The organism is Mesobacillus maritimus, from assembly GCF_044803185.1.
Taxonomy (GTDB): Bacteria; Bacillota; Bacilli; order Bacillales; family Cytobacillaceae; genus Mesobacillus_B; species Mesobacillus_B maritimus_B.
Genome location: NZ_CP085225.1, coordinates 3,329,225 through 3,343,594, shown reverse-complemented (window position 1 = coordinate 3,343,594; position 14,370 = coordinate 3,329,225). Strand labels below are relative to the sequence as shown.

Genomic DNA, 14,370 nt, shown 5'->3' with positions numbered 1-14,370 from the left:
AGTAATGATGAAGAGACTTGAAGGAAAAGTAGCATTAGTTACAGGTGCAGCAAGGGGGATAGGAAGAGAGTATGCGCTTAGGTTGGCCTCCTTAGGTGCGGATGTAGGGGTAATCGATATTGACTTGAAATCTTATCAACATTTTGAAAAAGAAAAGATCGATGAACGGTTTGACACGGTAGTAGATGAAATTAAAAACTTAGGTGTCAATGTCTTTGGAGCAGAAGCAGATATTTCGAATGAGGACCAGGTGATTCAAGCCATTAACAAAATAAGAGAGAATTTAGGTGAAATTGATATTTTAATCGCCAATGCCGGGGGTGGTTCGGGTTCTGTGGATGAGAATGCCGCATCGACCATGGATTCCGAACATCTAAAGGTTGTGATGGAAAGAAACTTATACGGAACGATCTATAGTGTGAAAGCTGTTGCCGAACAAATGAAGAAGAAGAACTATGGGAAAATCATCACAGTGACCTCTGTTGCAGGGATTAAAGCGATTGCAGGTGGAACCTATTCCCATTATGGTGCGGCAAAAGCGGCAATTATCAATTATACAAAATATTTAGCACAGGATTTAGGTCCTTATAATATTACAGTTAATGCCATCGCACCAGGGTACATCGGGACTGGAAGATTAATGGAACAATTTGAAAAAGCGGGAGTTGAGACGTTTACGGAACAAACGGCTTTGAAGCGTCTAGGAACACCGGAAGATTGTGCAAATGTCATCGAGTTTTTATCTACGAACCTATCTGACTACGTAACTGGAACTGTTATTGATGTTACAGGAGGGTTGGTTCAATAAAGTCGAGGAAGGTGGTCGAGGAATGAAGGCATTAGTGAAAACAGAAATAAAAGATGAATTTAGAATGGAAAACAGGGAAGCTCCTGCAATTGGTGAAAATGAACTATTAATAAAAGTCGAGTATTGTGGAGTATGCGGCAGTGACCTTCATGCAGCTAGTCACGCGAAAGGCTATGAATTTGTTCCAAAACCGATTATTTTGGGACATGAATTTGCGGGTGTCGTAGCAGAAGTAGGCTCAGAAAAAAATAACCCTTTAATGGATAAAAGAGTCATTATTGTCCCGGGGGTTTTTTGTGGGGAATGTGAACAGTGTAGAAGTGGAAATGAAAATATTTGTGTCAATATTAGCGGTGTAGGGTTGCATAAAGATGGGGGAATGGCAGAATACGTAAAGGTCCAATCGGATCAAGTGATCATGACGCCTGACGATTTACCATCTGAGATTGCCGCGCTAACAGAACCGCTTTCGGTTGCGATGCATGCTGTTGAGCGAATTGGGGACAACTTAAGTGGGAAAGAAGTGCTTGTCCAAGGATGTGGAATCATCGGGATGTTTACCGCGATTTCAGCCAAAAATAAAGGTGCGAACGTGACAATATCTGGATTACAAAGGGACTGGGAACATAGACTAAGTCTTGCGAGTATTTTTGATATAAAAACAGAAATCTACGAAAATAGTGAAAGTAACGTTGATAAATATGATTTTATTTACGAATGCTCAGGTTCCTCTTTTGCTGCCGAGAACGCCATTAATCGGTTAAAAAAAGGTGGAATGATGGTTTTAGTTGCCCTGTATGAACAAAAAGTCGAATTGCCAATGAACGTAATCGTAAGAGGGGAAATCAATGTGCTATCTAGTTATGCATCAACGATTACAGATTTTCATAGTGCAATCGCTTTATTAACGAAGACTAAAGATCAGATGAGAAAGTTGATTAGTATTTATGCCTTAGAGGAAGGTGCAAAAGCTTTTTCAGATGCGAAAAACCAGAAGGTTTTAAAACCTATCTTGATGCCTTGATTTTATTATTTAGTGAATATAAATATTAGAATATTCAAATAACAAGGAGGCGAATTATATGAACAAAACTTATCCATTCATCTTCCTGTCAATATTTCTAGTCTTGTTTTTATCAGCTTGTAGTGGTTCGGAAGGTGCGAATAGCGAGGGCGATAGTGAGGAAACCATTGTATTAAAAGCTGGAACGAATTTACCAACTAAACATTTTATGTTACAGGAAGCGATTATTCCATTTATGGAAAAGGTTGAAGAAGATTCAAATGGTCGAGTTAAATTTGAATTATATGATTCTGAGTCATTAGTTCGTGCAGGGGAAGAATTAGAAGCTTTGAGAGCAGGAACAATTGATATCGCTGTACCAATGTATGATGTGTATGATACAGCTAGATTCCCATTCTCAGAGATTCCATTATTACCATTAACAAAAGCATCAGGGGAAGTCTATTCAGATGCGATCACGATCCTAAACCAAAATGATGAACCATATAAGGATGGGAAAACGCATAGTGAACGAGTATATGGAGATGAAGGCTTAGTGGCATGGCCATTTGCTTTTGGTCGATCCTATACGATTGGAACGGTTGGGGAACCAATTACTAGCTTGAAAGAGTTCCAAGCATTGCAGATTCGGGTACCAAGTAGTGTTCATGAAACCTTTGCCAACAATCTAGGTGCTTCGCCTGCAAGGATTTCGATTAATGAAACGTTTGATGCTTTCAACCGAGGAACTTTGGATGCAGGATTTACACCGATTACGGATTGGACCAGTTATGGTTTTGAAGAAGTGTTTACTTATGTAATCAATGGAATTGAGGCTGGCTCATGGCCATCATCAATCGCAATGACCAAGGAAAAATACGAGTCATTACCTGAAGATATCCAAGAGATTATTTCAAATGCAGCGGCTGAAGTATTAAATTTAAAAACCAACCCTGAATTAGCGGAATATAATCATAAACTTGAGGAAGATATTCTAAATGCATTTTATGAAAATGGCGGAAAATTAGAGGAATTAAATGAGTTACCTCAAGAAATTCAAGACACAGTGGACCAAGCAGTAGGGAAAACCTGGTTGGATTGGATAGAGAATCTAGAATCGGCAGGTTATCCTGCCACCGAAGCGGCCATTAGATGGAGAGATGCAGTCATAGAAGCGGGTGGAGATGTTCCTGAAGTAGTTAAAGAATTATCTGTTGACTAAATCAAATGAAGGGGGGCTTTCCCCCCCTTTGATTTGATATCAAAAGGAGGGACAAAATATATGGAGAGCAGTATCGCACTCATAATCGTTTTGGTCGTTTTTGCGCTTTCTCTCTTTGGCGGTATGAATATTAGCTCGGTCTTAATTCTTTCCGGGATGGTTGGAATTTACCTTATTGTTGGGATTGATCCAGTCATTAATCTAGTTCAAGTTGACACATTTTCAACAGCAGCAAGCTATACCTTAACCACCATCCCCCTATTTGTGTTGATGTCACAGTTTATCGTAAAATCTGACATTGTGAAATATTTATATTCATTAATCTTTATCACCTCTAGAGGGAAATCAGCGATTTTAGGTGTATTTACCGTTATATTAGGAGGTTTTCTAGGGGCTGTATCAGGGTCAGCATCGGCCATGTCTGCCGCACTAGGACAATTTGCTGTTCCTGAGTTAAAGAAACATGGTTATGGAGAAACCTTTGCAGCATCGATTGCTGCAGCTGCGGGGTCATTAGCAACGATTATTCCGCCCTCAATTGGTTTGATTGTATATGGAGCGATTACCCAAACATCCATTAGTAGCTTGTTCATAGGGATCATTATTCCAGGAATTATTACAATCGTCCTCTTATCACTTATAGTCGTGTTTATTTACTATAAAGAATCCAAGAAGAACCCTACCCAGAATACGGAACATGGTGAAACGAAGCGATATTCAACAAGAAATTATGTTATCTCTGCAGCAACAGGAATCTTAATTATGGTGGCAATTCTTGGGGGGATTTACTCAGGGATTTTTACACCAACTGAAGCGGGCGGTGTTGGCGCATTTATTACCTTAATAGCTGCCCTCATTCTTGGAAAAGTCAATAAGGAATTCATAGCAAGTTCTTTTAAGGAAACGATTAAAATCACCACAATGGTCATGATGATTATGATAGGTGCAACCATCTTTACTCGGTTTGTTACTTTATCGCGCTTGCCTCAAAAACTTATCGAAACCTTGGGTCCGTTATTGGATTCCCCGATGTTAATCATGATTATCTTATTGGCAATCTTCTTTGTCGCATTCATGTTCTTGGAAGGTGCAGCAGCGATTGTCATGTTGGTTCCGATTACACTTCCATTGGCAGAAAGTGTTGGATACTCGCCATTAGAATTTGGAATCATTATGTCAGTAATTGGCACAGCTGGCTTAATTACCCCTCCTGTAGGGATAAGTACGTACGCAGTGTCAGGGGTAACCAGGATATCATCTAACAAAATATTTAGATATACGATGGTGTATGCAATTTTCATCAGTATCTTTGGATCGGCAATTCTTTTATTATTCCCTGAACTAATTACTTGGTTACCGAATTCAATGAAATAATGTTTGAAAGGGGTGTTTGATAAATGAATAAGATCATCGATAGGATTAATCAAGTTTCCTTGATACTTAGTGGAATTGCATTAGCGGGTTTAATGATCTTAATCTCGGCGGGAGTGTTCACAAGATACGTTCTAAGTTTTTCTATCCCTACTGCCTATGAAATCGTTGAAAATTATTTAATGCCTATCGCTGTTTTTGCAGCTCTTGGATATTCCTATTACAGTGGGATATTTCCACGCGTAGATGCTTTTACGGAAAAAATACAAAATGTGAAACTAAAAAAAGTGATAGATGGTGCTATAATTATCGTTGAATTCCTAACCTTCCTTTTTGTTAGTTATTATTTGTTTCAGTTTTCACTCTATTCCATTGATAATGGCATGGGTTTTAAAACAAACGGAATTAATTTCCCGTTATACCCAGTCCATTTCATCTTATTCTTAGCATTCTTATGGATGTGCGTTCTGATTTTATTGAAATTCATTCGAACTATAAAAGGGAAGGATCAAGATCAAATCAACTAGATTTATAGGAACAACCTAATTTAAGGAGTAAACGACAATGAAGAAGAGCAACAAATCACTGGTGACCGAAAGGACCTTAAACGTTCTAATGCTTTTTGCTACAGAGAAAGAACTATCTGTTTCACAAATTGCGTCCCTGTTAGATGAAAATATTTCCTCTGTGTATCGAATTGTGAACACGATGGAAGCACAGGATTTCATCGAACAAAAGAGCAATAAAAAATATACACTTAAAACTCCTAATATTCTAAAACTATATAATATGGTCAGCAAAGAAATAAGAGAATATGCGAAACCAGTATTAATTAGTATCGTAGAGAGATTCAAAGAGTCTGTTTATCTAAGTGAATTATATGAACAGGAAAACATCATGATTATTGAGAAACAGGATAGTCCAAATCGTCTAAAGTGGACGGAGAATATCGGACATGTTTACCATATACCAACTGGTACAGGGGGGAAAACCCATTTAGCTTATATCGTAAGGAATATGGACGAAAAACAAAAAACCGAGTATTTATCAAAGTTGAAATTAACGAAATATACAGCAAAGTCCATAACAGATGTATCGGAGTTAAGAAAGTCAATTGATCAAATCGTTGCGGATGGATACTGCATTACAGAAGGTGAACATGTAGAAGAGATCGTCGGAATCGCTGTTCCGGTTTTTAACTCAATTAATGACGAATGTAGGCATGTCTTATCCATGGTCATGACAGCGTCTAGGTTTGATCCTAGTAAAAAAGATGCTTATATACATGCTTTGCAAGAGGGAGCCAAAAGAATCGGTCAAAACTTATCAAATTAACGTAAGGAGTGGGTAGGATGACAAAAAAATCGACCATTAACGAGGAAATGGAGACATTAGCTGCGGTTGTTAAAGTTCTAGAGGAAACGGAAACTGAATATGTCTTTGGAATGCCAGGGGGATATAATGGTGGGTTATACGATGCCATGATTGGTTCATCCGTAAAACCGATTCTCGTTCGGCACGAACAAATTGCCAGTATCATGGCAGAAACCTATGGTCGATTAACCGGAAAACCGGGTGTATTCACTGCACAAGGTGCATGGACGATTACAAATGGGATGATGGGGCCACTTGAAGCGATTCAAGGAAGTTCCCCCATGTTGATTTTAACGGATATGACCGATAATGCACCATACTCTCATCATGGCTCCTATCAAGTTGGTACAGGGGAATATGGTGGTTATGATGTAAAAAAGGTAATGGAAGCCGCTACAAAATATTCGACAGTGGTTCATCATCCAGCACAGGCGGTTCAAAGCGTCCAATTGGCAATCAAACATGCAACCGAAGGAAATCAAGGGCCTACAGCTGTTGTATTCCATAGTTCTGCAATTAATGGGAAAGTGAACCCTACCGACTCTCCAAGTATTTACCATTCAAAGAAATATCTTGTTAATCAAAATAAAACTCAAGATAAAAGTTTGCTAGTTGACGCATTAAATCTATTAAAAAATGCCAAAAACCCATTCATTATTGCCGGGAATGGCGTAAAAGCATCTCAAGGGTATGAGGAACTACAAACATTGGCTGAATTAGTCGGAGCCCCAGTCGGAACGACCGCTAATGGAAAGACGGCGATTAAAGAAACGCATCCAAATGCAGTCGGGGTAATTGGAAACTGGGGATTGGAAGTGAGTAACAAATTGTTATCTGAAGCAGATGTGATTTTAGTAATCGGCTCTAAATTAGCGCCTACAGATACTTGTAATCATGCAAAAGAGTTGATTGATCCTGAACGTCAAACATTGATTCAAATCGATATAGAACCGAAACATGCTAGTTGGACTTTCCCAGTTGATCTGCCAATCATTGGTGATGCGAAACACATTCTTAGAGACATGATTGCGTTGTTGAATAACGAAGTACAAATTGCTCAAGAGTTGGTCGAACAACGTGTGAATAAAACAGCAAAACTAAAAGACGACATGAATTATATGTATGCTGAGGAAATGGAATCAAATGAAACCCCAATTAAGCCGCAAAGATTATTGAAAGAAATTAATGAATTTATTGATGAAGATACTATGATTACATTAGATGCAGGAGAAAACAGAGTATTTACCGTCCATTATTTTAAGTCTAAAGCTCCAGGCAGTATAGTGCTACCAGCCTCTGCTGGTGGAATGGGTTATGCTATTCCTTCTGCACTTGCAACGAAATTGGTCCACCCAGACAAAAAGGTTATTGCCATCGCAGGCGATGGAGGCTTTGCAATGACTATGAATGGCTTAATTACAGCTGTTCAATATAAGATACCAATCGTCACGATTATCATGAACAATTCGGTCTTAGGCTGGGTGAAAAATGCTCAAGGAGACCGTGTGATTGCTTCAGAGTTTGATGATACGAATTTTTCAGAAATTGCGAAATCCATGGGGTGTGTAGGGTTTAAAGTGGAAGATCCAAATGAACTACAATCAACATTAAAGAAAGCGTTTGCTTCTGGAAAACCTGCTGTCATCGATGTGAGAACAACAGATACAGAGAGTTATAAAAAGGTAATGTTTGATTTAGCAACCTCTTTGGAGGATTAAGGTTGATAATATCCCCTAAAGAGACCTTTTAGGGGGTATTACGTTGAGGACCTTTAAAAAATGATTATAGTTATTAGTTGTGATTGACAGTTGAAAAATGGAGGGATTTAGATGAAAGCAATTTTAGTTGAAAATAATAGTACCAACCTGTATATAGATGAAGTTCAAAACCAGATCATTAATGAACATGAAATCAAAGTAAACATAAAAGCAACCGCTATCAATCGAGCCGATCTGCTTCAAAGGATGGGGCTTTATCCACCACCTCCGGGGGAAACAGAGATTATGGGATTAGAAATGTCTGGGGTAGTGAGTGAAGTAGGCGAGAAGGTAACAAATGTAACGGTAGGAGATAGAGTATATTCCCTACTGCCAGGTGGAGGATACGCCGATACTGTCGTGATTCAATCTGGAAGCGCCATGAAAATTCCAGATGGAATGACATTCGAAGAAGCCGCCGCGATTCCAGAGGTATTTCTCACAGCTTACTTGAATTTAAAACTTATCGGCGCTTTACAAAAAGACGAGTTTGTGTTAATTCATGCAGGTGCGAGTGGTGTAGGTACCGCAGCGATTCAAGTTACGAAAGAAATGGGAGCAAAAGTTATTGCGACCGCGGGCTCACCTGAAAAATTAGAGAAATGTCGAGAATTAGGAGCCGACTATGTGATTAACTATAAATTAGATGATTTTGCTGAAGAAGTACGAAAGATAACCAATGAAGGGGTTCACGTTATCCTCGATTTTATTGGTGCTTCTTATTGGGAAAGAAATTGCAAATCCATTCGGACAGGTGGAAAATGGATACTACTAGGTCTACTGGGGGATAGCAAGATTAGTAATTTTGATTTGACCGTCATGCTTCAGAAAAATATTCACTTCATCGGCTCGACACTTCGGTCAAAATCGAAGGAATTTAAGATCCAATTAACAAAAGAGTTTGACGCATTTGCCATGCCACTGTTTGAAAATGGATCTCTAAGACCTGTGATCGACAAAGTCTACAGTTGGCAGGATGTAGAAGAGGCACATGAATACATGCAATTGAATAAAAACATCGGAAAAATTGTTTTGCGAATTGACGAATGAATTTGAACGGTCGAGTACCTTCATCCCAATGGTATTCATCTCTTCGTAAAATCTTAAAGATACTTAGCTAACTTGTTTCATATCTGGTTCCATCGATAATCTGTCTTGGAAGGGAAGAAAAATATGGAAAATACAATTAAAGTTTTTAGCCCGGCAACAGGCGATCTTGTGAATGAATTAGAAGCTCATAGTGAAGTTCAAATCGAAACGATGATCAAAAATGGCCATGAAGCCTATGTTTCTTGGAGTAAAGTCGATGCTCACAAAAGGTCTGAGTTATTGAAAAAATGGTCAGACAACGTTAAAAATAATAAAAATGAAATTGCCCATATTATGACACTTGAAAGTGGAAAACCTTTAGGGGAATCACTCAATGAGGTAGATTATGCTCAAAGTTATATTGAGTGGTATGCGGAGGAAGCAAAGCGGATTTACGGGCGAACGATACCTGCAAATACGAGTTCAAAACGAATTATTGTGACGAAGGAACCTGTTGGTCTAGTTGGAGCCATCACACCATGGAATTTTCCGGCGGCAATGATGACAAGGAAAGCTGCACCAGCTTTAGCGGCAGGTTGTACGTTTATCGTGAAACCAGCTGTAGAAACCCCACTTACAACCATAAAATTAGTAGAACTTGCCCACGAAGTCGGGATTCCCAAAGATGCAATCCAATATGTGATTGGGTCTGGGAGGAAAGTAGGGAAAATCTTCACAGACAGTACATTGATCCGAAAAATTACGTTTACCGGGTCAACAGAAGTTGGGAAAAAACTGATGCAAGATAGCTCAAATAAAGTCCAACACGTTTCCATGGAGTTAGGTGGCCATGCCCCATTCATTATTGCGAAGGATGCCGATATTGAGTTGGCAGTTAGCCAGGCTGTCGTATCAAAGTTTAGAAATGCGGGGCAAACATGTATTTGTGCCAATCGTTTAATTGTTCACGAGGACATTGTCGAAGAATTTTCAAATAAGTTCACGACAGCCGTTGAAAAATTGAAAGTAGGCAACGGGCTTGAACAAGATACGAATATTGGTCCTGTCATCAATAAAAGTAGTTATGAAAAAATCCATGCTCAAGTTGTCGACGCCTTAGAAAAAGGGGCAGAGCTAAAGACCGGACATGAATATGATGTCGATAACGAGAAAGGATATTATTTTATTAAACCAACAGTCCTAACGAATGTGACCGATCGTATGGATATTATGCATGAGGAAACATTTGGTCCAGTGGCACCGATTACGTCTTTTTCTAGTCTCGAACAAGCTGTAGAAATTGCAAATGGAACTCCCTTTGGGTTAGCTGCATACTTCTTTACGAATGACTACCGCATCGGGACGTACTTATATGAGAATTTAAAATTCGGTGTAATCGGCTGGAATGACGGGGCACCTTCAGGGGCACATGTTCCATTTGGAGGCATGAAAGAAAGTGGGGTTGGACGCGAAGGAGGAACAGAAGGAATCGAAGCCTACCTTGAAACAAAATACCTATCAATTGGGAATTTGTAGATTTTGAGGGTAATGCTTTCTTTAAATCCTTTTTCTAGTATTACTCTGTTTAGTGATTTATCGGTCCAGAGAGTGATGAAGGAGGCATGATTTTGAAGTGTGATAAGCAGGTTTTATGTTCAGCATTTTTCTAGCAACGGGTATCTAGTTTCCGTTGGCGGTGCTCGCGTAGTCGAGCGAAATGTCACAGATTATGAGATTATCTAATCATAAAAGGGCCGGATCCATTAGGATTCGGCTTTTTAGATAAGCGTTAAAAACCAATAGAGAGGAGGAAGGAACATGCAAGAGCTCATCCAGCTAATAAGCGAAGTAGAGTTTCCGATTGTTGACCATCCTTTTCTGATTACATGTACGATCCGCGAAGTATTATTTACCAATGGATAAAAGTGTACCAACGAATGACAGTCTGTTCCTACTAGGTTCTCTTTCGGTTGACATGTAAGGAATATGGCACAATCCTTTATAAACGATCGGGTGAAAAAGTGGAACGATTATGCAGCAATTCTTGTTTTGCTAAAGAAGCAGGAGCATACAGGAAGTGTTTTATAGGATGGCCGCTTACCTATATAGTAGAAAGAACAGCATAAATTTGGTAGGGGGTATTCGATGAAACCAAGTATTTCAGTGATAACATTGGGTGTAGATGATCTGGAAAGATCTTTAAAATTCTACAAAGATGGATTAGGCTTACCAACAAAAGGAATAGAAGGACAAGAATTCGAGCATGGAGCAGTTGCATTTTTTGATTTACATCTTGGATTAAAACTAGCAATTTGGCAACGTAAGGATATAGCTCATGACACAGGAATAAACGTTACACCGATTAGTCCAATTGAATTTACAATTGGACATAATGTTGGGAGTAAAGATGAGGTTGATAGGGTGATGGAACAAGCCAGGTTAGCTGGTGCACATATAACTGTTCCAGCACATGATACCTTTTGGGGAGGATACTCTGGATATTTTCAAGACCCAGATAGTCATATATGGGAAATAGTTTGGAATCCAGCATGGGAATCTTCAGAACAATAGATTAGATATTCCGAAGACCATAAGCCTATTTCTTTCCTGAAAAGAAGGAGAGACTTAGGCTTTTTATCTCCAAACAAATGGTGGGACAAAGGGACAGGCACCGTGTCCCAGACAAAGCCTGGTTTATAAAAATTTTTAATGGTTGATTAGTAGTAGAATGTATAAATTAATTTGTAGACAAAGGAGCATCAAGGAATGATCAATTATAATGGACGTACTTTTGTTTCTATTGAAAATACAGAAAATGGAGAGGTTTCTTCGCAAACTTTATTTAAATATAGACAAGAAGGACAGATCATCTCAGCGGCTTATAGTGGTGGAGAAATTGTGCAAGGGACATTAATCGGAATAGTCAAGGAAGATGGGGGTCTAGAGTTCAGGTACAATCACGTGAATAATAAGGAAGAAATCAGAGGCGGTAAATGTGTTTCTACTCCTAAAATTTTGCCAGACGGAAGAATCAGATTGTATGAAAATTGGAAATGGATTGATGGCGAAAATACTGAAGGCAGTTCAATTATTGAAGAAGTTGTTGAATGAAATGATGAAAACCTATAAAGGAGTTCTTATTTCACGAACGGATGCGAATGTTCAAAGAGCAGTTTATTAATAGAAGAAATGTGTTTTATGTTACTGATAATTGTGAGATTTTTATTAATATAATAGTAAAAACAATAATGTCCATATACCAGGGGGAGGATACCTTTGAGAAGTGAAAACGAAATATTTGATCTACTTTTAGGAGTAGCAGAGAGGGATGAACGAATTCGAGCAGTATATATGAATGGTTCCAGAACGAATCCTAATGTTCCAAAAGATATTTTCCAAGATTACGATATTGTATATGTATTGACGGATACAGCATCATTTATAGAAGATAAAAATTGGATCAAAATTTTTGGTGAGATCCTTATGCTTCAAGAGCCTGATAAAATGGATAAGGAAATTGGGTTAGATAGGGATTTTGACCGTTCATATAGTTATTTAATGCTTTTTACTGATGGAAATCGTATTGACCTACATATCGAAACGAGAGAGGCAATGGCTGATGGGTATATTAGCGAAAAACTTACAGTTCCATTATTGGATAAAGACAACATTCTTCCATCTATTCCATCCCCAACAGATCTTGAGTATCATGTGAAAAGACCCTCAGAAGCTATGTTTGTAAGTAATACCAATAATTTTTGGTGGTGTTTACAAAACGTAGCAAAAGGAATTTGGCGAGATGAATTACCATATGCAAAATTAATGTTTTTTGATTTGCCCTTATGATCCTAATGGACAGTGAATCTCTTCATGTTAGTGGCTTCAATGTTCGGGCGGATATGGCTTGGGTAGCCAATCTCGGCCTGAACGTGTAAAAGGGTAGGGGGGGAAAATCACGTGGCCGTAACCACTCGTCCAATCCAGCAATAAAAGTCTCTACAAACTATAATAGGAAATAAGAAATAAATGAAAGGAAGAATGTGGCCTTTTTGACCATCAATTCAAGAGACTTCGTGATCGCAACAATAAAACACTCACCATGAAAGTGAGTGTTTTAACTCATGGAGTTTACTCTGCTGTTTTTAGTTTTAAAAATTCGCTAATGGCCTTTACATGTTCATCTTTAGGATAGGTTTTGTAAAAGCTGCTGATCAACCGGATAGGGTCACCAAAAAAATACCGTTCATATTGGGTTTGTCTTGTACCAAAGGAACTCATCGTGAGGTCCCAAGCTAAACGAAAGATCTTCACTCGATCTTCTGCATCTTTGGTTGCTCCTTGAAGATATTTGTCAAGATCTGCACGAGTCGTAGAGTGAAAGGCTTTTTCAGTTGGCAAGGTGATCATTCCGCTCGCACCAATTAGTTGAACAATTTCACAGAAGCGGGGATAAACTCTAGGGAAGATATTATTGGCTGTTTGCAGTGGAATCATGCTTGGGCACATAGATCCCCATTCATCCAATTTCGCATCATTCTCTGACTTTTCGAGCAGGGCCTTCATCGTTTCAAGGCCAATAATGATCTCGCCAAGTTTTTCTTGAATATGTTGATACTCTCTTACGTTAATCGTTTCAACGAGAAGCTCGGCTAAGCCTAAAATAAATTCGATCTTGACCATTTGTCTGGTCACGACTTGGTGTAATGCAAAGGGATTAAAAGAACTTTTATTGAAGAAATCGAAAGCTGCTTCAACATTGTCATAAAAAAATACTCGATCCCATGGAACTAACACATGATCAAACACAAGAATGGAATCCATTTCTTCATATCTTGAGCTTAGTGGGTGATCGAAATGAGATTCTCCTTCAAAAAATGTATCCCTACAAATGAACTTTAATCCTTTTGCATTAGAAGGAACCGAAAAGGCGTAGGCTTCGCTTGGATCCATTAAAAATTTGGGGGTACTGAATACCAAGACTTCATCCGTTATCCCACCTTGAGTTGCTAAAAGGCGTGCCCCTTTAACCACGATTCCTTTTTCATTTTTATCAATCACCTTAGCAGAAATTGGATCTTCTTCTGAGGGTTCAAAATAGGTCTGTGAACGATTTACTTGGGGGACGACAAATGAGTGTGAAAAGGAAAGATCTCTCTCTCTTGCTAATTGATAGAGAGCTTTGATATTTTCTGGAAAACAATTTTCTTTATCCTTTAATATACAGGAGGAAGAGGCAAAACTCATTATGGCTGTGTTCATATAGTCTGGACTTCTGCCCATCATGCCTCCCGTATGCCTGGCCCATTGTTCAATCATCTTTCGTCTTTTGATTAATTCTTCTTTTGTTTTGGGTTGCAAGTATGAAAGCCCGATTGGTTCACCTGTTTCCGGTGATAAGAACGTCATGTCATCCCTTAGCTTTGGATCAACTTGCATATCATAAAGGGCGGCTTTTGACTGTATTACCCCTTTGAAAGCGGGATGGTCAGAAAGGTTCCCCTCAAATTTTTTTCCATCAAACCAAATTTCAGATTTTAAGCGATTTATCCGGTCAATAAAATCTTTCCCTTTAATTGCTCCCACATGATTTCACTCCTTTAATCCTTTCTACCAGTAGGCAAGTATACTTAAGTTCAAAAATGACTACTGGACATTCATTTTCTGTTTAAATGCTTTCGTTAACATGGTTAAGCCAGTGAATGGGACGGGCGGGTCTTTTAACATAAAAAATAATCCGTAGAGTGATGGTAGTTTATTTATAGCGTATTCAATCTTGAAGGAAGTTCTTGGGTAATTGTCTTAATGA

12 protein-coding genes and 1 pseudogene are annotated in these 14,370 nt (G+C 38.7%); 12 read left to right on the top strand and 1 reads right to left on the bottom strand.

From position 1 onward, the window contains the following. The first annotated feature begins 4 nt into the window (after positions 1 to 4). The 12 genes and pseudogenes from LG336_RS16100 to LG336_RS16045 form a co-directional block, all read left to right on the top strand. Positions 5 to 808 (top strand): SDR family NAD(P)-dependent oxidoreductase, encoded by an 804-nt coding sequence (locus LG336_RS16100; protein WP_404328499.1) that lies wholly within the window; start codon positions 5 to 7, stop codon positions 806 to 808. Between the two features lie 22 nt (positions 809 to 830). Next, a complete protein-coding gene (locus LG336_RS16095) occupies positions 831 to 1,832 on the top strand; it encodes a zinc-binding dehydrogenase (RefSeq protein ID WP_404328498.1) in 1,002 nt (333 codons plus the stop codon). 58 nt (positions 1,833 to 1,890) lie between these two features. Further along, the gene (locus LG336_RS16090; RefSeq protein WP_404328497.1) at positions 1,891 to 3,033 is read left to right on the top strand and encodes a hypothetical protein; all 1,143 of its coding nucleotides are present in this window, start codon (positions 1,891 to 1,893) and stop codon (positions 3,031 to 3,033) included. Positions 3,034 to 3,093: 60 nt separating this feature from the next. Further along, positions 3,094 to 4,407 (top strand): TRAP transporter large permease, encoded by a 1,314-nt coding sequence (locus LG336_RS16085; protein WP_404328496.1) that lies wholly within the window; start codon positions 3,094 to 3,096, stop codon positions 4,405 to 4,407. Between the two features lie 23 nt (positions 4,408 to 4,430). Then, entirely contained in the window at positions 4,431 to 4,931 is a 501-nt protein-coding gene (locus LG336_RS16080; protein WP_404328495.1) for a TRAP transporter small permease, read from the top strand. 37 nt (positions 4,932 to 4,968) lie between these two features. Further along, positions 4,969 to 5,739, top strand: coding sequence for an IclR family transcriptional regulator (locus LG336_RS16075; protein ID WP_404328494.1), 771 nt, complete (start codon positions 4,969 to 4,971; stop codon positions 5,737 to 5,739). Positions 5,740 to 5,756: 17 nt separating this feature from the next. Continuing rightward, positions 5,757 to 7,496 carry a thiamine pyrophosphate-binding protein gene (locus tag LG336_RS16070; RefSeq protein WP_404328493.1) on the top strand — a complete coding sequence of 580 codons (1,740 nt, stop codon included), beginning with the start codon at positions 5,757 to 5,759 and terminating at the stop codon, positions 7,494 to 7,496. A 111-nt stretch (positions 7,497 to 7,607) separates the two neighbouring features. Beyond that, positions 7,608 to 8,585, top strand: coding sequence for an NAD(P)H-quinone oxidoreductase (locus LG336_RS16065; protein WP_404328492.1), 978 nt, complete (start codon positions 7,608 to 7,610; stop codon positions 8,583 to 8,585). Between the two features lie 123 nt (positions 8,586 to 8,708). Beyond that, complete coding sequence (locus tag LG336_RS16060; RefSeq protein ID WP_404328491.1) at positions 8,709 to 10,100, top strand: NAD-dependent succinate-semialdehyde dehydrogenase; 1,392 nt, start codon at positions 8,709 to 8,711, stop codon at positions 10,098 to 10,100. Between the two features lie 609 nt (positions 10,101 to 10,709). Then, entirely contained in the window at positions 10,710 to 11,135 is a 426-nt protein-coding gene (locus LG336_RS16055; protein ID WP_404328490.1) for a VOC family protein, read from the top strand. A 195-nt stretch (positions 11,136 to 11,330) separates the two neighbouring features. Beyond that, complete coding sequence (locus LG336_RS16050) at positions 11,331 to 11,675, top strand: n-acetylglutamate synthase (RefSeq protein ID WP_404328489.1); 345 nt, start codon at positions 11,331 to 11,333, stop codon at positions 11,673 to 11,675. Positions 11,676 to 11,840: 165 nt separating this feature from the next. Next, a pseudogene (locus tag LG336_RS16045) lies at positions 11,841 to 12,392 on the top strand (aminoglycoside 6-adenylyltransferase); the annotation flags it as partial. Between the two features lie 300 nt (positions 12,393 to 12,692). Here LG336_RS16045 and hpaB read toward each other — a convergent pair. After that, positions 12,693 to 14,147 (bottom strand): 4-hydroxyphenylacetate 3-monooxygenase, oxygenase component, encoded by a 1,455-nt coding sequence (gene hpaB, locus LG336_RS16040; protein ID WP_404328488.1) that lies wholly within the window; start codon positions 14,145 to 14,147, stop codon positions 12,693 to 12,695. Positions 14,148 to 14,370: the final 223 nt, after the last annotated feature.